This is a genomic window from Streptomyces sp. NPDC002669, from assembly GCF_042889165.1.
Taxonomy (GTDB): domain Bacteria; phylum Actinomycetota; class Actinomycetes; order Streptomycetales; family Streptomycetaceae; genus Streptomyces.
The window spans coordinates 1-21,822 of the sequence record NZ_JBIAQQ010000053.1 but is presented as its reverse complement, the minus strand read 5'-3'; the positions used below and the strand labels follow the sequence as shown (position 1 = coordinate 21,822).

Here is a 21,822-nt window from a genome sequence, read left to right as displayed (position 1 = left end):
CTAGAATCCAAAATCAATGTCGTCTCCATAGTCGAAGCGTTTCTTGAATTCGTCAACACTAATTCCCCTCGGCGCCCATTGGTCGTAGACTTTCCCGTCCCTGACCACCACAGTGTGATGAAACCAACTCTCATCGAGTTCTGGAGTGCCAGGCCCCTTGGGTCGATACGGGCCCATGGGGAGCCTTTTCCCACCCGGACCGTGGAATGTGAAGATGTCGCCGCCGTTCTTGGCCGCATTCTTAGCAGCCCACTCATCGCAGCCTGCATTGTGAACTAGAACCGGTGTCTCGCCCGCCAGCACATAGTACGTATGCAGGTCATCAACGGTGAGGTTGTAGACCTTCGTTGACTGGACCCGGTACTTAGCATCGCTGATCTGGACCCAGGTGCCGGAGCTCGTCCGGAGCCATTGGCCGACCTTGAGGTTTCCTGCCTCCACCCACTGGTGGAGTTCGGGGACCCAGAAGGGGTGGCCCTCAGTGGTGGTGATGTCGCTGGTCTTCGCGTTGCGCGCCTTGCCGGTATCGAGGGTGAGGTCGACGAGTTGTTTCTCCCCGTTCCCTTCGATGAGGGCGGTGACAGTGCGGGGTCCGGTTTCGCCGGTTTCGGGGTCGGTGGCCAGGATCTCGTCGCCGATCCGAACGTCCTTGATCGGTTTGCGGGTGCCGTCCGCGAGGAGAACGGGGGTGTCCGAGGTGAAGCTGTTGCCGGCCTTGCGGCACTTACCGAGAGATGCCCACTTGGTCGCGCCCGCGGCGCCGAGCATGCCGATCGCGCAGCCCATGGCCGCGGAGGTGCCGACCTGGCCCCAGTCGACCTTGCGGCCCGACAGGCGTTGGCCGAGCCAGTCGAGGCCGGCTTCGGAGAGACCGCCGAAGACACAGCCCGCGAGCAGTGGGCTGTTGCCCGAGGGGTCGGTGTAGGTGGTGGGTGAACTGAGCGCGTACTGGTAGAGGTTGGTGCCGCCCGCGTGACCGATCGGGTCCTGGGAAATGAAGCGGCCGGTCTCGGGGTCGTAGTAGCGGTTGCGGTAGTACAGGAGCCCCGTTCCGTCGGACTCGCGTCCGGTGAAGGTGTAGGGGTTGGAGGACGCGACGCCCGAGGTCGTGGACTGGCCATTGGGGTCGTAGGTGTAGCGGGTGGTGACCGTGCCGTCGGTGTCGGCCAGGCCGACGACCGTGCCCAGCGCGTCGGTGAGGTAGATCTGCGTCGCGTTGTTCTCGGTGCGGGTCAGGTACTCGTCCAGACCGGACGTCGCGACCGTGGCCGTTTCGCCTCCTGTGGCGTCCTGTTCCACCAGCGGGTTGGAGCCGTCGGTCAGGAACTTCTTGGTGGTGTCGCCGAGGGTTGTGGTGGCGCGTGTGCCCAGTGCGTCGTACGTGAACAGGCTCGAAGCCCCGCCGGTGGCAGTGAGTCCGGCCAGCTGGCCGCGGGCGTTCCAGGTGTAGGTGCGTTTCCCGTCGGTCTTGAGCCGGCCGTCCGCGTCGTAGGTGAAGGAGCGGCCGTTGAAGGTGGTGAGCCGGTTGTCCTTCCCGAACACCGCGCCCGTCTCTGCCGCCGGAAGCGCCACCGAGGCGAGAGTGCCGGACAGGCCGGTCTGGAGACCGCGTACATCCCTTGCGTAGGAGAGGTCACCGATGTCGGCCGCGCCCTTGGTGTAGCCGATGTTCTTGATGGTGCCTGTCTTGTCCAGGGTGGTGGTACGGGTGATCCCGCCCGGCAGTGCGGCGGTCTTCTCGCGGCCCACCGCGTCCAGGCCGAAGGTGACCCTCTGGTCGCCGGAGGTGACGGAGGTGAGGATGCTCGAGGTGTCGTAGCCGTAGAGCGTGGTCTTCCCGGCTACGGTCATCTCCTTGCGTCGATCCGCCGCGTCGTAGACGTAGGAGACCGTGCCGGTGGGTCCGGTGACCGTCTTCGTCCGGTCGTACTCGTCGTATCCGAGGGTCTGTGTCCCCGCCTGGGTGTCCGTGATCGTCTTCGGCAGGTCGACCGCGTCGTAGGCGTAGGTGACGGTGGACTCGGCCGTGCCGGCCACGTTCACGCCGTATTTGGTGTTCTTCGCCCGTCCCAGCAGGTCGTACTCGGTGGTGGCGACCTGGCCCGAGCGGCTGGTCACCTTCGCCAGGTTGCCTGCGGCGTCATAGGCGAACAGCGCCTGTGCTCCGAGCGGGTCCGTCGCCGACTTGGCCCGGTCCGCGTTGTCGTACGCCCAGACGGTGGCGTTCTGGCGGGCGTCGGTGAGGGTGGTCAGGTTGCCGTTCTCGTCGTAGTCCAGAGCGGTGACCTGGCCGAGCGGATCGGTGATCCTGCGGGTCTGGTTGAGGGAGTCGTACGTGAGCGTCGTGCGGGATCCTGCCGCGTCGGTCAGAGCGGACGGCCGTCCCGCCGCGTCGAGGAACTGGCCACTGGTGCGGCCCTCCGCGTCCTTGACCGACACCATCTCGCCGTTCAGGTAGGTGTACTCGGTCACCGCCTCGGAGGCGTCGGTCACCGTCTTCACCTGCCCGTCGGAGGTGTAGGTGAGAGTGGTTTCCCTTTTTTCGGGGTCGGTCACCTTCCGCAGGTCGCCCACGGCGTCGTAGCCGAGGGTGGTGGTGTTGCCCAGCGGATCGGTGAGGGCGGTGGGCTGGTCGTACGGACCGTCGTAGACCGCGGTGCCGGACTGGCGTGCCTGTGGCGTACCCGCGAGCTCGGTGGTGCGGGTGACGTATCCGTTGGCGTCGTAGGTGAATTCGGTGCGACGGCCGTACGGGTCGGTGACCGCGTCCACCCGGTGGCGGGGCCCCCGGTGGTACTGGGTGGTGCGGGCCAGGGTGCTGCCGTGTGCCCGGGTGTCCTTGACTCCGTAGCCGTCGGCGTCGAATTCGACCCGCCTCAGGGAGCCGCCGGGCTGCGTGACCGTTGTGGAGGTCACCTTGCCCGCGCCGGTCAGCGTGTACGCGAAGGTGTACTTGGCACCTTCGGTGAGCGTCTGCTCCTTGACCCGCCCGCTCTCGTAGACATTGGACATGTAGGTGATGCCGCGGGCGTCCACCGCTGTCTTGATGCGGTTGGACGTGCCGTCGTACGTGTAGCGGCTGATCTTGCCTGCCGGGTCCTTGACGGTGGCCAGGCGGCCGGTGGTGTCGTAGGTGTACTCGGTCGTGCGGCCCGCATTGTCCCGGACCGATGTGACGCGCTTCTGGGTGTCGTAGGCGAGGGAGATCCAGCGGCCGCCGGGGGTGGAGATCTGCGTGATCTCGCCCTTGTCGCCGGCTCGCGTCAGCTGCACGGCGTTGCCGTGCCGGTCGCGTATCTCCTTCAGGGGCGCGTACTGGGGGAAGATCCAGGTGGTGCCGTCACGGAACTTCATGTGCCACGCCCTGTCACCGCCCCACACGATCTTCGTGCCGTGGTATCCGGACGGGGTTCCGACGGGTTCGAAGACCGCGTCGGAGTAGCCCGTCCCGGGCGAGGTGCGTACGAAGGGCACCGACTGACCGCCGGGCAGATACAGGTCGACCTGTTCGTACTGTTTCTTCGAGTGCAGGAAGACGTTGTAGGAGAGGTCGCGCCCGATGCCGAAGGCACGGGTCCGTGTGTCGCCCTGCCAGTAGGTCCGGGTGATCTCCGCCGAACCACGGGAGTCGGACACGGCCAGGTCGGTACGCGAGTCGGTGAGCATTCCGGTGGACAGGTCGACGGGGTCGCCGGACAGCCAGTCGAAGGCGTCCTTCACCCATGGCAGGTCCCAGGGAAGCCAGTCGGGGATGTTGAACATCGCGCCGTGAAAGGCCCAGACCCGTGTCTTGGCGTCGGGCACGACCTGGCGGCCGTCCTCGGACACCTTCCCGTGCCCGTAGACGTACCAGCCCTTCTTCTTCGGGTCGTAGTCCATGAACTCCACGCGGGTGCCGGGGGCTTCGCGTGTGTAGTTCGGATAGATGACCTGCGCGCCCTTGGGAAAGACGTACGTGCCACCCGGCTGCACGGTGAAGTACACCGGCACGACGCTGTTCTCGGGCAGCGGGAACGGCGGCCGGTCGATGGGTATGGCGGTGATCCCCAGCTCCGTGACCGGCTTGCCCTTCTCGTCCCGGACCACCGAACCCTTGGGGATGCGGACTTCGAGCCCGGGAATCTTCGGGGTCCTCAGCACGACGTCGGACTTCGCCGGGGCGGCGAAGCTCACCGTGTTCCTGGTGTCGAGGGGCGTCATCCAGACCGGAAATCCGAGGTCGACGCTCTGGCCGCGCTTCGGGCCGATGTGGATGTCGAAGCGGCCGTACTGCCGCTTTCTCGTGTTGGCCGTCGAGCCGTCGACCACCAGGGTCTTCGCGTCGGGACTGATGCCGGCCAGCAAGAACCTGCCGCGGGAATCGGTTCTGGCCGTCTTGTCGCCGACGGAGACGGTGACCTTCGCGAGGGGTTTCCCGTCCAGCTTCAGCACGTGACCGGTCAACGCCGTCCTGCCCGGGGGCGCACGAAGTTTCCGGGGCGCTTTCGGCCCGTCGCCGCGGCCTGTCACCCAGTCCCGGCCTGCCTTCTGCTGCTTGCCCGGCTGCCAGGCGTCCGCCCCCACGGGAACGATCCCCGCCTTGCTCGTGTCGCCACCACCGCTCGCCGCAGCGGCGGATCCGTCCTTGAGACCGAGAGTGATCTGACCGGTCGCCGGGCCTAGCGGCTCGATCACCAAGGTGTACGTGCCCGGGTCCAAGTAGCCGAAGGACGCCGAGGGGGCTGTTTTGGGCAGGTATGCAAAGCCTCGTTGTTTCCCTGATGAATCGATCAGCTCCGCGATCCAGTCGAACGGTGACGGTGCCTCGATCTCAAGATCGGGTTCGGCCCCGTTCTCCGACTCGACTGTGAAGGTGAAGTAGGCGTGCACGTACGGCTGGGAGACCGTCGCCGTCTGCTTGGCACCACCCAGCGTCAGTGTTCCGGCGTTCACCCCGGCCACCCTCGTTGCGGTCACAGTGCCCGCGGTCGTACGCAAGGGCTGGACCAGAAGCAGATGTGTTCCCTCGGGCAGGGGCGTGGGAAGAGCCACTCCGGCCTCTCCCGATGTTCCACCGATGTATCCGGCGCCGTTCACGACCTGGCCGTCGGGGGTGACTCTTGCGATGTTGCCGCCCTGCATCGCGTTCGGTCCGGACAGGACGACCGAGATCCCACTGCTGTCCGCGGCAAGGACGGGAATGATGAGCTGCTGCCCCGGCCGTGTCAGTTCCGTTTGTGTGCTGGGGCTGCTGGTGGTGAGGGGCGCGGCTGTCACCGGAGTCGAGAGCCAGAACTTCATCGATCCAGCGGAGGCCGCATACGTCTGGAGCACCGCTGTGTATTCGTCTCCAGGGGTCAGGCCGTTCAGGTGCAGACTGCCGCCACTGTTCGCGATGACGGTTCCGTACCCTCCGACGAGATTCCCGTCGGCGGCCTGTGCCTGGAGGGACGAATTCATCGGGATGGTCACGTCGGTGAGGCCGAGTCCCACGATTCCGCCGGACGGGGCGGTGAACTCCGCTCGCACCCGTTGCCCACGTCGCGCCACCACCGGTACGGATGCCGCGTCCGGTGAAAGGGAGACCTTGATGTCTGCCGACAGCAGAAGCCTCAGTGTTCCTGTGACCCCCGGGTCGGGGTTGACGGTGGCGGTGTAGGTTCCCGTCTCCGGCAGGTTCTCCAACTCGACTGTTGCGGAAGCTCCGGAGGGAACGTAGGTCCCTCCCAAGCCGACAGTCTCCCCGGACGGCATCTGCACCGTGACAATGGCCGCGCCGGTGAAGGCGCTGTCGAGCGCACCGATCGAAAGGTCGTCGCCCTTCTGGGCCTCGAAGGCGGCTCGCGCCCTCTGCCCCGGCCTGTTGAGGCTGACCTCGGCAGGCGTCGCGTCGGTCGGCGAGAGCTGGTCGGCCTCCAGGGGCAGAGATGCGGTGACCGTGATGGTCCCCGGCCCCGTGCTTGAGCTGTACGGCTCGATGACCAGGGAATACGTTCCGGAGACCGGCAGGTCGGTGAGATCCCAGTCGAAGAGCTTGCCGGGACTCACCCGGACGTCGTCGAGCTCGACATCCTGGGGAGAGACCATCCGCAACCGCAGGTCGCCCTTGAACGTCAAGCCGGAGAGGTGGAAGCTCAGCAAGTCGCCCGCATCGGCATCGATCAGCACCCGGGCTCTTTTGTCGGAGGCCGAGATCGAGACCGACGGCGGATTCTCATCGGTCGGCGACGTACCAACAGTTGTCTCGAACTCGTTTCCCTCCAGGGGAACATCGAAGTAGTCGGGAGCCACCTCCTGACCGTCAGGGGTCTCGACCGTGATCCGCCCCGCCTTGGCGCCTGCGGGGACCTTCACCGTCAGAGCCGTGTCGGTGCGTTCGACGACCTCTGCGATCCTGCCGCCGTTGAAGCGGACGACGTTGTCCGTCGCCGCGGACGCGAAATCGGACCCGGAGAGCACCACTTCCGTCCCCGGCGGCCCGGAGGTCGGCGCATACGAGGTGACGACGGGCTTGCCCTGCGCCGGGGTGAAGGTCTCCGTCGACGTTGCGCTGCCGCTGCCGACCGCTACCGAGACCGGGCCCTTGGCCGCGCCTTCGGGAACGGTCACCACCAGCCGGGTGGCCGACGCCGACGTGACCGCAGCGGTCTTCGTTCCGAACGAGACCGTGTTGGAGGCCGCCGTTGCCGAGAACCCCGTGCCGGAAAGGGTGACGCTCTCGCCCGACGCGGCACGAACAGGAACCAGGGAGAGAACCGACAGGGAGCTCGACGCGAAACGGTCCACACCGAGGCGGTTGCCCGCCGCGTCGTAGCGGTAGCGGGCGGTCTCGCCGTCCGGGTCCGTGACACCGACGAGGCGGGATGCCGCGTCGTAGGCGTACACCGCGTTGTCCGTGGTCGGCTCGGCGGCCGCGGGCGCGGTCGGCCCCGCCGGGCTGCCGACGGGCGTCGAGTCGTCGAGGGTGCCGCCCCGAGTCCGTGTGGCCGCTGCCGACGAGGGATCGGACGGAGCCGCCTCCGCGGGCACCAGCCCGACCGACAGGGCCAGCCCCAGCACCCCCACCGTGATCGCTCGCCACCGTGTGGACACACCTGTTCCGAACCGTTCGCCGCGCATGCGCACGCCGTCCCTCCCCAGGGCCCCCTCATGAGTCACGAATGACCCACGACACCCACACTTCCCATGCAAGCGGTCACAAGCTACACACAAACTGTCACCACTGAACTGAATAGAGATGAGATCGCGCCAGCACCGAGCATCCACAACAGCGCTGCGAGAAGCCGGAAGGAGGGAGGAAAACGGCCTGCTCGATGCCATCGCGAGGGCAGAACCACCGAAACCGGAGCCGGAGCCGCTGCCGGGCGGCGATCGCCGACGCGCGATACTTCCGGCATGCCCGAGATCAAGGACGTGCCCCTCCCCCGGGCTGCCGCCCCCCGGCCGGATTCCGTGTCCGGTCCGTCGGCGGTCTCGCTCCGGCTCGCCGCGCCCGCGCTGCTGGGCTACGTCGCCGTGCGGTTCGTCGGCGTCGCGATTCTGCTGATCGGCGCCGCCGCCACCGGCAAGGACGGGATGCACCGGCTCACGGGGCGCTGGGACTCCGTCTGGTACCAGCGGATCGCCGAGCACGGGTACGGCTACGAGGTCCGGCTCCCGGACGGGTCCCTCCACTCGGACCTGGCCTTCTTCCCGCTGCTGCCGGCGCTGGAGCGGGGGCTGGCCGGCCTGGTCCCGCCGCTCGGCACGGCCGGGGCGGGGCTGGTGGTGTCGTGGCTCTCCTCGCTCGTCGCCGCCTGGGGCATCTTCGCCGTGGGCACGCGGCTGCACGGGCGGCGGGCGGGCACGCTGCTGGCCGTGCTGTGGGGGGTGTACCCGACGGCGTTCGTGCAGTCCATGGCGTACACCGAGACGCTGTTCACGGCGCTGGCGGCCTGGGCGCTGTACGCCGTCCTGACCGACCGGTGGATCACGGCGGGGGTGCTGTGCGCCGGCGCCGGGCTGACGCGGCCGGTCGCGGTCGCGCTGATCGCGGCGATCGGCCTCACCGCGCTGTGGCGGCTGGTGACCGCGCGGCGCGAGGGCGTACCGCTGCGGAGGCACCGGCGGATGGTGGCGGGCGCGTGCCTGGCCCCGCTGGGCTGGCTGGCGTACACCGTCTTCGTGGCCGTGCGCGAGGGGCACCCGTTCGCGTACTTCGACGTCCAGGCGGGCTGGAACAACCGGATCGACGGAGGGGCGGCGCTGGCCGCGTTCGTGGGCGAACAGTTCGGCCGCGACGTCTTCGCCGGGCTCGGCCTGTGCGCGGCCTTCGCCTTCCTCTTCTGGGTGGTGTGGCTGTGCGTACGGCAACGGCCGCGCCAGCCGCTGCCCGTGATCGCCTACTGCGTCCTGGTGGTCGTGATCTCGCTGATCGGGTCCGGCTACTTCGGCTCCAGGCCCCGGCTGATGATGCCCGCGTTCCCGCTGCTGCTGCCCGCCGCGGTGGCCCTGGCGGGCGCCCGGTGGCGGACGGTCCCGGCGGCGGCCGTGGTGGGTGCGGCGGCGCTCGCGTCGGGGGCGTACGGGGCCTTCACCCTGCTCGGTTCCGGGCCTCCGTGACACCCGATCACCGGCTCTTCAGCTCTTCGACTCCCTACACTTCGACATGTGCCTGACAGAAGGGGCACCGCAGCACTTCCGCTCCACTCCCGCGACCGGCACGAACCGAAGGGGCGATCGGCGCATGACGAAGAGCGAGGGCACGAGGCCCGGCGGCGCGGGGCACGACTACGACGTCGTCATCAGCGGCTCCGGTCTCGCCGGCAGCGCCGCCGCGATCCTGCTCGCCCGGCGCGGTGTCCGCGTCGCGCTGCTGGAGCGCCGCTCGGACCCCGAGGCGTACAAGGTGCTGTGCACCCACTCCATCACGGCCAACGCCCGTCCGGTGCTGGACGAGCTCGGCCTCGTACCCGAGCTCGAAAAGGCCGGGGCCGTCCGCAACGATGCCCGCTGGTACACCCGTTGGGGCTGGATCGAGCCGCATGCCGCGTACCCGGGACCCGAGCTGCCGCACGGGTACAACGTGCGGCGCAGCACCCTCGACCCGTTGATCAGGGCCCGCGCGGCGCAGACCCCCGGCGTCGAACTGCTCACCGGCCACCGCGTGACCGGGCTGGTCCGGGAGGCCGGGCGGACGGTGGGGGTGCGGGCGGCGACGCCGCGGGGCGAGCGCGAGATCCGGGCCCGGCTGGTGATCGGCGCCGACGGCAAGGACTCGGCCGTGGCGAAGTCCGCCGGGATACCCGCCAAGCAGTACGAGAACGCGCGGTTCGGCTACCTGGCGCACTTCCGCGGCCTCCCGCTGCACGGCGGGATCGGACAGACCTGGTTCCTCGAACCCGACATGGCGTACGCGTTCCCGAACGACGACGGGGTGACGGTCCTCGCCGTGCTTCCGGACAAGAAGCGGCTGCCGGCCTTCAGGGCGGACCCGGAGGGCAGCTTCCTCGACTTCGTCCGCGCCCTGCCCGACGCACCGCCCGTCGACTCCGCCGAGCGCGTCACGAAGTTCATCGGCACGGTCGACTACCCGCTCCACAGCCGCAGGCCGACCGCCCCGGGCATCGCGCTCATCGGCGACGCCGCCCTGACCGGCGATCCCCTGTGGGGCGTGGGGTGCGGGTGGGCCCTGCAGTCCGCGAAGTGGCTGACGGAGGCGGTCGCCCCGGCCGCGGCCGGCCGGAGCGACGACGACCTCGACAGGTCGCTCGCGGCGTACGCCCGCACCCACCGGCGCCGGCTGAGCGGCCACCAGCGCCTGGCCGTCGACTACGCCAGGTCCCGCCCGTTCAACCCCGGGGAACGGCTGATGTTCTCGGCGGCGGCGCGCGACGTGTCGATGGCCCGGCACATGTACCTGTTCGCGGCCCGCCTGGTCGGTCCGCGGCACTTCCTGAGCCCGTCGGCGGTGTTCAGGGCCCTGGTCATCAACGCCAGGCACCGCTGACGGCGCTCTCGCGCACTCCCCCGGGCCGGTCGCGCGTGGCTCCCGCCGTCCCGCAAACACGGGGTCCCGCCCGTGTGAGAGGCCGTTCCGCAGCTGTGCCGCACGGGCCGTCGCGACCGGCCCGTCAGATCACGCGGAAGAGGTCGGCGGCGGCGTGGACGTCGGTGAGGTCCTCGACGGCGCGGAGGTTGTCGCACAGGGCGTCCAGGACCGAGCCCTCCTCGGCGGCGGGCGGGGCGTCGACGGCGATGCCGAAGACGCGGAAGCCCAGCCGGTTCCTGGCCTCGTTCCAGCCGCGCGTCCACTCCTCGGTGACGTCGCACTCGTCGTCGGTGAGCAGCACGATGTCGCCGCGTGCGCGGGCGGTGTCGTCGAACTCCTCCGCCAGCAGGTCGGCCGCCGCGCTCAGGGGCGCCTGGTAGCTGGTGCCGCCGCCGAGGAAGGACTCCGCGAAGTCGACGACCCGGTCGATGTCGGCGGGCCCGTCGGCCGGGAAGCGGAAGACCCGGAGCCGGTCGGCGGCGGAGAACAGGATGCCGACGAAGTCGCGCCGGGCGTGGCGGGCCTGGTCCAGCAGGGCCAGTGCGCACGCCTTGGCCCACGCCTCGCGGGGGACTCCGCCGGGGCCCGTCTCGTACATGGAGTGCGAGGTGTCCACGCACGCGACGACGGCTCCCTTGCCGGTGCCCTGTTCGCCCCGGCTGTCGTGGAGCATCAGCTCCCCGGCGGCGTAGCGGGCGGCGAACACCGCGCGCAGTCCGGGCAGGGCGAGGTCGGCCAGTTCGGAGGGGACGATGCGGGTGAGGTCGTCGCCGAGGGTGACGCCGACCAGTTCCCCGGCGGTGTTCTCCACCTTGCGGGCGCGTTCGCCCTCGGCCATCTGCCGGAAGCGGCCGATCAGTTCGGCCCATCGGGCGAGCCGGCCGGTGCGCAGCCGCTCGGCGAGCCGGGCGCGCCGGTCGAACGGCATGCGTTCCAGCTCGCCGGGGGTGACGCCCCACGCCCGCATCAGCGCCGCCTCCTCCCGCACGGTCCCGGCGGCCCGTGCCGTGGCCTTCCGTGCGGCGGTCCGGACGGCGGGGGCCGCCGCCGCGAGGGCCTGTTCGGCGTCCCGGGCGGCCTGCCGGGCGGCGGCCCCGGTGATCTCGGCGGCCTCGACCGCCCGGCGGACGGCGTCGGCGGCCGGGGCGGGCACGGTGCCGTCCCCGTCGGCCGCGTCGGCGGCCCATCGCAGCGCCTCGCCCACGGCGTCCGCCGCGTCCTCGGCGTCCTGCCGGGCCCTTCCCGCCCGCTCGGCCCGTCGCCGGGCGTCCTGGGAGCATTCCAGCAGCCGGCGCAGTTCGGTGGCCTGGGCGAGCACGGCCATGGCTGCGGCGTAGGCGTCGCCGGTGGTCTCCCGGCGCAGCTCGGCGAAGTCCGGCGACTCCATCAGCGCGGCGACGATCCGGTGGCCGACCAGCCGGGAGGGGTCCATCTCCGCCGGGTCGCGCAGCCTCGGGACGGGCTGGTGGGCGGCCAGGAACACATCGGCCAGGAGCTCGGTGGCGTACGCGTGGAGCCCGCTCAACTCCCGTGCCAGCTCGCGCAGTCCGGCCGACCGGTCGCAGGTGTCGCGCCAGACGATCCGCTCGAACCGGTCCGCGATCACGGCTGCGGTGTGCCGCTCGGGGGGCGCGGCGGGCGGGGCCGGCCGCTTCCCGGCGCGGAGCCTCAGCTCGTCGAGCCTGCCCGGCAAGCCGTCCATGGTCCTCGCCCCCGCCTCTCAGAGTTCGGCCTGCACCGTGCTCGCGTCCATGCCGAGGGCCTCGGTGAGGACGCGGGTGCGAAGGGCGCGCCGACGGCCGATGACCCGGTCGATGGCGGTGGTGGAGCGGCCGGCCGCCGCCGCTTCCCCGCGCAGTTCCTCCAGCCGCCTCCCCGACCTGGCGAGCTTGTTGTGGGCGTTCTTGATGACCCAGTCGCTCAGCGCCTCGCGGGACTGTCCGGCCATGGCGTCGAGTTGGGTCTCCAGCTCGTCGATGACGTCGGACAGGTCGAGCGCCTCCTTGGCGTCGGGGTTGACCAGGTGCAGCACCTCCCGCTCGACGGTCGGGCGCTGGGCGGGGGAATCCCACAGCACGTGGGTCAGCACCGCCAGGTCGGACTCGGAGACCGCCGGGCGGCCGTCCAGGTACGCGGACGCCTGGAGCAGGCCCACCGCCTGCCGCCAGCGGCGGTCGGAGGCGACGAGTTCCTTGCGGCGCAGGGCGGCCCGCAGCGTGCACACCGCGTCCACGATCGGGTCGGGGACGTCGACGGCCGGGACGGACGCGGTCACGGCGTGCTGCAGTGCGGCCAGTTCGACGGTGGTCCGGGCCGGTGCCTCCGGGCGGCCGACGGCGGAACGGATCAGCGCGGCGAAGTTCGACGGGTCCGTCAGGTAGCCGACCTCGATCCGTACCAGCAGCCGGTCGTAGATCGCGGCCGAATCCTCCCCGCCGGGCAGTTCGTTGCTCGCCGTGATCGCCCCGATCAGGGGGCAATGGATCGGGGCGCCGCCGCTCTCGGGGTGGTAGATCCGCTCGTTGAGGTAGCCCAGCGTCTCGTTCAGCGCCGCCGTCGAGCACTTGAAGATCTCGTCGATGAACGCGATGTGCGCGGTGGTGGCGCGGCCGTCGTAAATCTGGCGGTACTCGCCCCGGGCCAGCGCGGCGACGTCCACGGGGCCGAAGATCCTCGTCGGCGCGGTGAACTTCGACAGGAGGATCTCCCAGTAGGACGCCCCCTCGATCCGGCCCGTCAGCTCCCGGGCCATCTCGGACTTCGCCGTTCCGGGCGGGCCGAGCACCAGCGAGTGCTGTCCGGCCAGCAGCGCCACCAGCAGCGTCCGCACCACGTCGGCACGCTCGTAGAAGCGGTCCGACAGTTCGTCGCCGATGGCCCGCAGCCGCCCGGCCGTGTCCTGCGCGTCCCGCGCGTCCTGCTCGTCGCGGCCGTCCCGCGTGTCCTGTGCGTCCATGTGATCGACTCCCTGCCCGGGACGCCCTGTCGGCCCGTTCGTGGGAACGGCCCCGTGCCCGAGCAAGATAACCCGGGGCACGGCAGGTTCCCGGACCCGGTCGCGTGGCCGACCGGCCGGTACGAAGTAGACCCCCGTCCTTCTTCGCACCGGCCTCCGGCAGCAGCCCGGACCCGGGCTCGACAACGACTCTGATGCGCCAACTTCCGCAGGGCCAGACCTGCTGGACGATCTGGGTCGGCGTGGGACGTTTCCTGCTCTGACCTGCTGGGACGTGTCTTCCCCGGGCGCAGTCGTGGGACGATGCTCCATGGCCGACACGCCACGACTTCTTCTGTGTGGCCCCTATGCCTCACTATTTATGGCATCGGCCGGAAAGCATCGGGGGGAAGCCGCATGCCGCGATGGAAAGAGCTGCCCGCAGAGATCTCCAGCAGCGAACGCCAACTGCTCGTCCAACTGCGCAGGCTGAAGGACCACAGCGATCTGAGCCTGGCCGCGCTGGCGGGCCGGACCAGTTACAGCCGTTCCTCGTGGGAGCGGTACCTGAACGGGAAGAAGCCCGTACCGCGCAAGGCCGTCGAGGAACTGGCCCGGGTCTGCGGCACGGAGCCGACGCGTCTGCTCGTGCTGTACGACGTCGCCGAGCGGTCCCGTCCCAGGGCGACCGCGGCCGGGTCCACGGACGATGCCCCGTCGGCGTCGCCCAAGTCCGCGCGGCCCCTCGAACCCGCCCGGGAAGCGGAGCCGGAGCCCGAGCAGGAACGGGAGACGGCCTCGGCCGCTGCTCCCGGGCCGGAGCCGGAACCAAAGCCGGAACCGGAGCCGATACCGGAACAGCGGCAGCCGGAGTCCCGGCGGCCGGGCCGCACGGTGCCGTTGGGGTGGCTGGTCGCCGCGGTGGTCCTGGCCGTCGCCGTGTCCTTCGGGGCCGGGCTGCTGACGGCACGGGCGTGGGACGACGACGCCCCGGCGAAGAAGAAGACCGGACCCGTGGCGGCCGGAACGGGGTACCTGCGCGGCCAGACCTACGAGTGCGCGGTGCAGCGGAAGGACGGCAGGCTGCGGGCGGGGCACAGCGACACCCGCGAGATGCTGCTCGACATCAACAGCACCGGTTTCGACGTGGTGGAGGCCCAGTGCCTGCTGCGCGAGAAGGGCTTCGACCCCGGCGTCTTCGACGGGCTGTACGACGAACGGACCAAGGGCGCCGCGAAGAAGTTCCAGCAGGCCCACCACCTGGTCGTCGACGGCATCATCGGCCCGGACACCTGGAGGGAGCTGCGCAGATGACTGCTTCCACCGTGGGCGGTCAACTGGCGGAGGAGCTGCGGGGCGTCAAGGAGCGGTCCGGGCTGAGCCTGGCCGCGCTGGCGGCCCGTACCCCGTACAGCAAGTCGTCCTGGGAGCGGTACCTCAACGGCAAGAAGCCCGCACCCCGCCAGGCCGTCGAGGCGCTGTGCGCGCTCACCGGGACGCCGCCCGGCCGGCTGCTGGCCCTCTGGGAACTGGCGGACGCCGAGTGGAGCGGCCGGGCGCGGCCCGTGTCCGCGCCGAAGTCCCCGGACGCACCGGCGGAGGCCGACCCGGAACGTCTCGCCGCCACCCCGTCCGCCCCCGCCGCCCGTGCGGGCGTGCGGCGGTGGGCGGTGGCCGCGGCCGTCGCCGGGGTGGTGGCGGCCGGGCTGGCCGGGACCGCGTTCCTCGGGACCGCCCGCCCCGGCGCGGAGCCGGAGGGCGTGCGGCCCCACTCCGTCACGGAACCTCCCGTGCGCAACCCCGGGTGCAGGGCCGACGGCTGCGAGGGCAAGAACCCCGTGGCCATGGGCTGCGGCGGGGCCGGAATGATCACCACCCTCGCCACCCACATCGCGTCCGACGGGCGGCGCCTGGAGCTCCGCCACGCCGCGCTGTGCCGCACCCTGTGGGTGCGCACCACGGGGCTGCGGCCGGGCGACCGGGTCGAGCTGTCCCTGCCGACCGGGCGCACCCAGCAGGTCACGGCCACGGGAGGCCGTGACACCGGGCAGTACCTGGCCACCCCGATGGCGGCGGGCGACAGCGGGGCGGGCACCCGGATCTGTCTGGAGGTACCGGGCAGCCGCCCCGAGTGCTTCACCGGCTGACCCGGGGGACCGGGAAAGCATCGGGAAGTCCGGGCACCGGGGCACGCCCGGCCCTGCCGTACGCATGCCGTACTCATGCCGAGGCGCGGGCCGAAGCAAGTGCCGTACGCATGCCGAAAAGGTGCGCCCGGTCTCCCGGACGCACCCTTCGACTCGCCGGAGCGGCGGACACGAACCATGCGCGAAGCCGCGGAACGCGTCAGCGCGGAGGCCGGGTCAGCAGTCGCGGAACGGCGTCAGCGGTCGCGGCGCCCGCGGATGTCGTCCGCGGTGTCCCGGGCCGTGTCGCGGCCCTGCCGCGACGTCTCCGAGGCCCGCTCGGACGCGTCCTGCGTCCGCTCGCGGCCCTCCTCCCGGCCTTCGTCCATCTTCCGCTTCGCCTCGTCGGCGAGCTGCTGCGCCTTGTCCTTGAACTGGTCTGCGATGCCCATGCCGTTCACTCCTCGTGGGTGCGTGGGGGACGGTCCGTGAGGACCTCCTCCAGCCTCGCAGTCCTCCGCACCCACCGCATGTCGATCAGTCACTCTGCGTGCGCGCCGCCCTCGCGTCCCGGTCGGCCGCGCCCCCGGCGCCCACCAGTCCCTTGCTGACGCCGTCCAGCCGCGACCCGAACTTCCGGACCTCGCGCTGGCCGACGACGCCTATCACCGAGGGCAGGTAGCCCCGCACGGACTGCATCCCGCGCAGCCACCACTGCGCGTACACGTGCGGGGAGCGGCGCTCGATGCCGGCCACGATCCGGTCGACCGCGGGACCCAGCGGGTAGGTGCGGTTCGCCGGCCAGGGCAGCCGCTGCCGCAACTCCCGCATCACGTCGTCCTGGTCGGCGCCCCGCACCATGTCCGTGTCGGTCCAGGAGAGGTAGCCGACCCCGACCTTCACCCCGCGGTAGCCGACCTCGGCCCGCAGGCTGTGGGCGAACGCCTCCACGCCCGACTTGGACGCGCAGTACGCGGTCATCATCGGCGCCGGGGTCATCGCGGCGAGCGAGGCGATCTGGAGGAAGTACCCGCGGCTCTCCATCAGCACCGGCAGGAACGCCCGCCCCGTCACCGCGCCGCCGATCAGGTTGACCTCGATGACCCGCCGCCACGCGTCGGGGTCCGAGTCGACGAACGGACCGCCCGCCGCGACACCGGCGTTGGCGACGACGACGTCGACCTTCCCGAACCGCGCCTTCACCTCCTGGGCGACGCGTGCCATCGCCTCGTGGTCGGTGACGTCCGCGAACCAGTGGTCGCTCTCCGCGTGCAGCCGCTCGGAGACCTTCTTCAGCTCGTCCGGCTCCAGGCCCACCAGTGCGAGCTTCGCGCCGCGCGCCGAGAGCTTGCGGGCCAGCAGCTCGCCCACGCCGCGCGCCGCGCCCGTGACGACGACGACCTGCCCTTCGAGACTCCGCCTGCCGCTCATGCGACCTCCTCCTTCTCGGCCGTGCCGTCCGTGTCCGCGCCCGCGTCCGGGTGCGCGGTGTCCGTTCCCGTCGCCCCGCCCGCCGGGAGGTACGCGGCGACGAGTTCCCGGATCCGCTCCGTGACCGCCTCCGGTGCCTCCACCGGCGTCATGTGTCCCATCCCCGTCAGCTCGGTGAGCCCCAGGCCCTGGGGCAGTGCCGCCGCGATCGCCCGCGCGTGCCCGAGCGGCGTCAGCCGGTCCGCGGTGCCCGCGATCACCGCCGTGGGCACCCGCAACTCCCGTACGCCCGCGTCGAGATCGAGGTCCGCGAGCACGTGTCCCCAGGCGGCCCTGGCCTTCCTCGGGCACGCGTGCACGATCCGGGCGCAGGTCTCCACGCGCTCCGGGGCCGATCCCGCTCCCATCGTGGCGTACTTGAGCACCCGCCGGGTAATCGGAGTGACCGGTCCCAGCGGGGCCGACGCCACGAGGATCGCGCGGTGCAGCCGGGTCCGTACCGCTCCGGCCCGCATCGGCACCACGACCGACTCGGCGGCCAGCCGCGAACTCCCGGTGCTGCACAGCAGTACGGCGGCGGCGTGCTCGCGCAGCCCGGCACGTTGCGCGGCGGCCATGATCGTCATGCCGCCCATGGAGTGCCCGGCGAGCACGGCCTTCTCCCCCGGTGCGAGGGTGGCGGCCAGTACCGCTTCGAGGTCGTCGGCGAGGGCGTCGGTGCCGTATCCGCCGCGGTCGACCGCCGGCGAACCGCCGTGGCCCCGCTGGTCGTAGACGACGACCCGGTGGTCCGCCGCGAGGGCCCTGGTCTGCGCGTCCCAGAAGCGGGTGCTGCACGTCCAGCCGTGCGCGAGGACCACGGCGGGGGCCCCGTCCGGGCCGTGCACCTCGACGTGGATGCGGGCGCCGTCGGCGGAGCGGACGGTGAGCTCGCGCGCGGGCACCGGCGGCACGTCGTCGCGCCGCAGCAGCCGGCTCATCCCGCGACCTCCTCGGCGACGGCCTTCCCGCCGGACTTCCCGGTGGCCGGTTCCTGCGCGCCGCGCTGCCGCCCGACGGCCGGCCCGGCCGGCTGCTTCGCCGCCCGTACGACCTCGTACTCCGAGAGGTCCACCGACCGCGTCAGCCTGCGGAACTCGGCGGTGGTGCCCGGCCAGACCGTGGTGTTGCGCCCGTTGGCGTCCAGGTACCAGCTGTTGCAGCCGCCGGTGTTCCACACGGTGCGCTTCATCCGCTCCTGGACCCGGCGGTTCCACACCCCGAGCGCCGAGGGCCGCGCGTCGAGGGCGACGCGTCCGCCCAGCACGTTCAGCTGGCGCAGGTAGTCGGCCATGTAGTTCAGCTGGGACTCGATCATCAGGATCATCGAGGAGTTCCCGAGCCCGGTGTTGGGGCCGATGATCGTCATCCAGTTGGGGAAGCCCGAGACGGTCGCCCCGCGCAGCGACTGCACGCCGTCCTTCCAGGACTCGGCGAGCGTGATGCCGTCCGCGCCCACCACCCGCTCGGCGATCGGCATGTCGGTGACGTGGAAGCCGGTGCCGAAGACGATCGCGTCGACCTCGGCCTCCGTACCGTCCGAGGCGACGACGGTGGAGCCCCGCACCTCGGCCAGGCCGGAGGCGACCACGTCCACGTTGGGCTGCGCGAGCGCCGGATAGTACGTGTTGGAGAGCAGGATGCGCTTGCAGCCGATGCGGTACGAGGGGGTCAGCTTGGCGCGCAGCTCCGGGTCCTTGATGGACCGCGCCATGTTGGCCTTGGCTATTTTCTCGACCAGGCCCAGCTCGCCGGGGTGTTTGGTGAAGGCGCTGACCTGCAACTCCCGTATGCCCCAGAGCAGTCCGCGGCGGGCGGTGCCGGTGGCGGGGACCGCGCGGTGCAGCCAGCGCTCGGCGCCGCTGATCTTCCGGTCCATGCGCGGCATGACCCAGGGCGGGGTGCGCTGGAAGAGGGTCAGCCTGCCGACCTCGGGCTGGATCGCGGGCACTATCTGGATGGCGGAGGCGCCCGTGCCGACCATCGCGACGCGTTTGCCCGCCAGTTCGGCGTCGTGGTCCCAGCGGGCCGAGTGGAAGACCTTGCCGGGGAAGTCGGCGAGGCCGGGGATGTCCGGCATCTTCGGGTCGGAGAGCGGACCGCTCGCGGAGACGACGACATCGGCGGTGAGCGTGACCCCGTTCGCCGTCTCGATGACCCAGTGCAGCTCGTCGCGGTCCCAGCGCATGATCGTTACTTCATGGCCGAACCGGATGTGCGGGCGCAGCCCGAAGGTGTCGGCGACGTGCTCCAGGTAGGCGCGGATGTGCTTCTGCCCGGAGAAGGTGCGCGGCCACTCGGGGTTGGGCGCGAACGAGAACGAGTAGAGGTGGGACGGTACGTCGCAGGCGCAGCCGGGATAGCTGTTGTCGCGCCAGGTGCCGCCGACGGAGTCCGCCCGTTCCAGGACGACGAAGTCGGTCATGCCTTCGCGGCGCAGCCGGACCGCGGCCCCGAGGCCCCCGAATCCGGATCCGATCACCGCCACCCGTACGTGCTCGTGCTGGGCCATGCTGCCGCCTCCCGCGGTACGTCACACGACTCTGCCAGCAATCACTGGCATTGTTGGGAGAGTAGAACAGCTCCGTACCGATGGGTAGGGGTACGGAGCGGGAAAGTTACCGGCGGTACAACATAGGGTTCGGCTGTGGCTGAAGGACGCGAGCACCGTGAATACCGCATGGAGGAGCTGGCCAAGGAAGCCGGCATCCCCGTGCGGACCGTGCGCTTCTACCGGGAGCGCGGGCTGATCTCGCCGCCTCGCAGGGAAGGGCGCATCGCCTGGTACGACGACCACCACCTGGCCCGGCTGCGCACCATCACGGGCCTGCTGGAACGCGGCCACACCCTCACCGGGATCGCCGACCTGGCCCGTACCTTCGAGAGCGGCCGGGACGTCGCCGAGGTGCTGGGCCTGGGCGAGCCGACCGAGGAGACGCCGGTCCGCCTCACCCCCGAACAGCTCGCGGACTACTTCCAGGACGAGACCAGCGCCGAGAACCTCGCCACCGCCCTCGACCTCGGCTACCTCGCCACCGACGGCGACGAGATCGTCCACATCAGCCGCCGCCTGCTGGAGGTGTCGTCCGAGCTGGTGCGGGAGGGCGTACCACTCGCCACCGTGCTGGCGACGGGGCGCCGGGTCCGCGAGCACGCGGACGCGCTCGCCGAACTCTTCGTGAGCGTCCTGCGGGAACACAACGACGAGGTCGAACCGCCCCAACTCCGTCCGCTGGCACGGGCGGTGATGGACGCCGAACTGTCCATGGCGCTGGACCGGCGACTGCGCCGGGAGAGCCGAGAGGGCCACGGGGAGAGCACCGGGGAGCAGCCTCAGGCCCCCGCCCCCTGAGGGCCGGGCCCCTCACCGCGGAGCCCCGGCCGTCGGCCCCCGTCCTCGATCTTGATCGCACGCCGGAATACTGCCCTGATCAAACCGCCCCGTACGCCCTCCAGTTCGCACGATCTATTGTTCGCACGATCCACCGTTCGAAGTCCCCGGCCCCGGCGCGCGCGGCGGGCACGGGGCGGCTCTCACGCCCCGGTGTTCACGGCGGGCCAGCCGTAGGCTCCGTAGTAACCGATCCAGTACTTGATGCGTTCGGCGATCGCCTGATTGGGATAGTTGTCGGCACTCAGGTAGGTGGCCCGCTGCTCATCGCTTCCCAATATCGCCGGGAAAACGGCCCTCGCGAGGTCGGCCACCGTGTTCAGGACCAATTCATTCGATGTGTCCGCGCGAATTCCGGAATGGTAGAGGTCGATCAGACTCACTTCGAACGTCCCCACGTTCTCCCGGTAGGAATCCGCCTCCCTGCCCTCGGTGGGAATCGTCTGCCGCTCCTCCTCGGGTATGGCCGAGACATTCCCCTCCCACACCTGGTAGTTGTCGTCCCCGATCGGAACGGCCGTTATCTCCGCCGTCTCCAGGACGCGGTACCTCCGGAGCAGCTCCTGGTCCACCTCGGCGGCCAGCGTGTGGTCGCGCATCCCGTGCGCTGGGCCCTGTCCCGCTCCACCGCCGCGCAGGGCCCGCATTTCCTGGTTGGACATCTCGCTGGTACCGCCGGGCGGGGCCGGGAACCCACCACCGTAGGCTTCCTGCGGCCGGCCGCTTCGGTCCGGATAGGGGCTGATGGGCCCCTTGACTCCCAGCACGAGGGTGAGGTTGTCCTCCTTCCAAGGAATGAGGTAGTGCTTCACCTTTTCGTTCGCCCGGCCCTCCGAGGGCGCCTGAAAGTACTTTCCGTGCTTCCTCACCGCGTATTCGTTCTCGGTCACCTGCTCCGCGGTCGGATTGTTCCCCTGCTTGTTCCTCCCTATCGGATTGAACCCCCCGCCCCGCCGCCCCCGGTTACTGGACTCGCCCTTCGGCATCCGCTGGACCGTCGCCGCCTCCCCTCCCGCGGCTCCGGTCACCGCGTCGGCCGCCGGCTCGGCCCGTCGCGCCGTCGCGCCGCCGCTCATGACCCGCCTCGCGTTGGCCTCCGCCTCGCGCTCGAAGCGGTCGGAGGGGTCCGACACCCTCAGCCCGGCCCCGTTGTCCGTACCGGCGACGGGCCCCTTCCGCTGCTGGACGACGTGGGTGAGTTCGTGCGCGAGGGTGTGGGCGTCGCCACCGCCCGCGCCGATCACGATGTGGTTGCCGGAGGTGTACGCGCGGGCTCCGACCTCGGCCGCGGACGCCCTGGCCGCCGCGTCGTCGTGCACCCGGACGTCGGAGAAGTCGGCGCCGAACCGCTCCCCCATGTCGGCCCGGGTGGCCTCGTCGAGGGGCCGGCCGCTCCGCCGGAGTACGTCATGGACGGCGGACCGCTGCACCGGGGGATGCCCGGCCGTCCGCTCGTGGCCATCGCCGTCGTGCTGCTGTTCCTCCCACGCCCCGGCGTGACCGGCCCGGCGCAGCAGCTGCACGACCGCCTCGTTCCCCATGCTGCTCTGCAGGGCGGAGAAACCCGGCAGCAGCTCCGCGTCCTCGGCCGGGGTCGCACGGGCCGGCACCCGGCCCCGGGCGGTGGCGGACGTCCTGTCGTTGTCCTGGGCGCGCACGACGGGCTCCTTCGGTCGGAAGTACGGCCCTTCCTGCATACGAGGTTCCCGGGGCCGAAACCAGGTATCGGAGGGCAGAGCGGCCCGGCCGGCCGGACAGAACACGGCGTGCCCGGGGGCCCCCCCCCCGGGGGGGGGCGGGGCCCCCCGGGGCCCCCGCCCCGGGGGCCCCCCCCGGCCCCGGGGCGCCCCCCGCGCACCCCCCGCCACCGCGCGGGGGGGCGACCCCCCCC

13 protein-coding genes are annotated in these 21,822 nt (G+C 71.1%); 5 read left to right on the top strand and 8 right to left on the bottom strand.

The window, feature by feature from the left end; genetic code table 11:
* The gene (locus tag ACFYW1_RS38210; RefSeq protein ID WP_389004307.1) at positions 1–7,071 is read right to left on the bottom strand and encodes a polymorphic toxin-type HINT domain-containing protein; all 7,071 of its coding nucleotides are present in this window, start codon (positions 7,069–7,071) and stop codon (positions 1–3) included.
* Positions 7,072–7,374: 303 nt separating this feature from the next.
* On the opposite strand from ACFYW1_RS38210, the gene ACFYW1_RS38205 reads away from it, so the two are divergent.
* Both ACFYW1_RS38205 and ACFYW1_RS38200 read left to right on the top strand, forming a co-directional pair.
* The gene (locus ACFYW1_RS38205; RefSeq protein ID WP_389004305.1) at positions 7,375–8,580 is read left to right on the top strand and encodes a glycosyltransferase family 39 protein; all 1,206 of its coding nucleotides are present in this window, start codon (positions 7,375–7,377) and stop codon (positions 8,578–8,580) included.
* A gap of 124 nt (positions 8,581–8,704) precedes the next feature.
* Complete coding sequence (locus ACFYW1_RS38200) at positions 8,705–9,967, top strand: NAD(P)/FAD-dependent oxidoreductase (protein WP_389004303.1); 1,263 nt, start codon at positions 8,705–8,707, stop codon at positions 9,965–9,967.
* Between the two features lie 124 nt (positions 9,968–10,091).
* On the opposite strand, the gene ACFYW1_RS38195 is transcribed toward ACFYW1_RS38200, so the two are convergent.
* Together ACFYW1_RS38195 and ACFYW1_RS38190 are read right to left on the bottom strand one after the other, a co-directional pair.
* Entirely contained in the window at positions 10,092–11,711 is a 1,620-nt protein-coding gene (locus ACFYW1_RS38195; protein WP_389004301.1) for a VWA domain-containing protein, read from the bottom strand.
* A gap of 18 nt (positions 11,712–11,729) precedes the next feature.
* A complete protein-coding gene (locus tag ACFYW1_RS38190) occupies positions 11,730–12,965 on the bottom strand; it encodes an AAA family ATPase (RefSeq protein WP_389004299.1) in 1,236 nt (411 codons plus the stop codon).
* Positions 12,966–13,361: 396 nt separating this feature from the next.
* Here ACFYW1_RS38190 and ACFYW1_RS38185 point away from each other — a divergent pair, with 396 nt between their 5' ends.
* Positions 13,362–14,258, top strand: coding sequence for a helix-turn-helix domain-containing protein (locus ACFYW1_RS38185; protein WP_389004297.1), 897 nt, complete (start codon positions 13,362–13,364; stop codon positions 14,256–14,258).
* Positions 14,255–15,091 (top strand): helix-turn-helix domain-containing protein, encoded by an 837-nt coding sequence (locus ACFYW1_RS38180; RefSeq protein WP_389004295.1) that lies wholly within the window; start codon positions 14,255–14,257, stop codon positions 15,089–15,091. The genes ACFYW1_RS38185 and ACFYW1_RS38180 overlap by 4 nt, the downstream gene beginning before the upstream one ends.
* 236 nt (positions 15,092–15,327) lie before the next feature.
* On the opposite strand, the gene ACFYW1_RS38175 is transcribed toward ACFYW1_RS38180, so the two are convergent.
* From ACFYW1_RS38175 to ACFYW1_RS38160, 4 genes are all read right to left on the bottom strand, one after another.
* Complete coding sequence (locus ACFYW1_RS38175) at positions 15,328–15,522, bottom strand: hypothetical protein (protein ID WP_389004293.1); 195 nt, start codon at positions 15,520–15,522, stop codon at positions 15,328–15,330.
* 85 nt (positions 15,523–15,607) lie between these two features.
* Positions 15,608–16,501, bottom strand: coding sequence for an SDR family oxidoreductase (locus ACFYW1_RS38170; RefSeq protein ID WP_389004291.1), 894 nt, complete (start codon positions 16,499–16,501; stop codon positions 15,608–15,610).
* Positions 16,498–17,481: an alpha/beta fold hydrolase gene (locus ACFYW1_RS38165; RefSeq protein ID WP_389004289.1), complete on the bottom strand. Its 984-nt coding sequence runs from the start codon at positions 17,479–17,481 to the stop codon at positions 16,498–16,500. The genes ACFYW1_RS38170 and ACFYW1_RS38165 overlap by 4 nt, the downstream gene beginning before the upstream one ends.
* On the bottom strand, positions 17,478–19,052 hold the full coding sequence (locus ACFYW1_RS38160) for a flavin-containing monooxygenase (protein ID WP_389004287.1): 1,575 nt from the start codon (positions 19,050–19,052) through the stop codon (positions 17,478–17,480). The genes ACFYW1_RS38165 and ACFYW1_RS38160 overlap by 4 nt, the downstream gene beginning before the upstream one ends.
* A 168-nt stretch (positions 19,053–19,220) precedes the next feature.
* Here ACFYW1_RS38160 and ACFYW1_RS38155 point away from each other — a divergent pair, with 168 nt between their 5' ends.
* Entirely contained in the window at positions 19,221–19,892 is a 672-nt protein-coding gene (locus ACFYW1_RS38155) for a MerR family transcriptional regulator (RefSeq protein ID WP_389004321.1), read from the top strand.
* A gap of 182 nt (positions 19,893–20,074) precedes the next feature.
* Here ACFYW1_RS38155 and ACFYW1_RS38150 read toward each other — a convergent pair whose 3' ends face one another.
* Positions 20,075–21,589: a DUF4157 domain-containing protein gene (locus tag ACFYW1_RS38150; RefSeq protein WP_389004285.1), complete on the bottom strand. Its 1,515-nt coding sequence runs from the start codon at positions 21,587–21,589 to the stop codon at positions 20,075–20,077.
* Positions 21,590–21,822: the final 233 nt, after the last annotated feature.

Bases quoted from the DNA above. Each gene is read 5' to 3' on its own strand.
- ACFYW1_RS38170 (WP_389004291.1), bottom strand. From the start codon at position 16,501: ATGAGCGGCAGGCGGAGTCTCGAAGGGCAGGTCGTCGTCGTCACGGGC.
- ACFYW1_RS38195 (WP_389004301.1), bottom strand. From the start codon at position 11,711: ATGGACGGCTTGCCGGGCAGGCTCGACGAGCTGAGGCTCCGCGCCGGG.
- ACFYW1_RS38185 (WP_389004297.1), top strand. From the start codon at position 13,362: ATGCCGCGATGGAAAGAGCTGCCCGCAGAGATCTCCAGCAGCGAACGC.
- ACFYW1_RS38205 (WP_389004305.1), top strand. From the start codon at position 7,375: ATGCCCGAGATCAAGGACGTGCCCCTCCCCCGGGCTGCCGCCCCCCGG.
- ACFYW1_RS38155 (WP_389004321.1), top strand. From the start codon at position 19,221: ATGGAGGAGCTGGCCAAGGAAGCCGGCATCCCCGTGCGGACCGTGCGC.
- ACFYW1_RS38190 (WP_389004299.1), bottom strand. From the start codon at position 12,965: ATGGACGCACAGGACACGCGGGACGGCCGCGACGAGCAGGACGCGCGG.
- ACFYW1_RS38180 (WP_389004295.1), top strand. From the start codon at position 14,255: ATGACTGCTTCCACCGTGGGCGGTCAACTGGCGGAGGAGCTGCGGGGC.
- ACFYW1_RS38165 (WP_389004289.1), bottom strand. From the start codon at position 17,481: ATGAGCCGGCTGCTGCGGCGCGACGACGTGCCGCCGGTGCCCGCGCGC.
- ACFYW1_RS38200 (WP_389004303.1), top strand. From the start codon at position 8,705: ATGACGAAGAGCGAGGGCACGAGGCCCGGCGGCGCGGGGCACGACTAC.
- ACFYW1_RS38160 (WP_389004287.1), bottom strand. From the start codon at position 19,052: ATGGCCCAGCACGAGCACGTACGGGTGGCGGTGATCGGATCCGGATTC.
- ACFYW1_RS38175 (WP_389004293.1), bottom strand. From the start codon at position 15,522: ATGGGCATCGCAGACCAGTTCAAGGACAAGGCGCAGCAGCTCGCCGAC.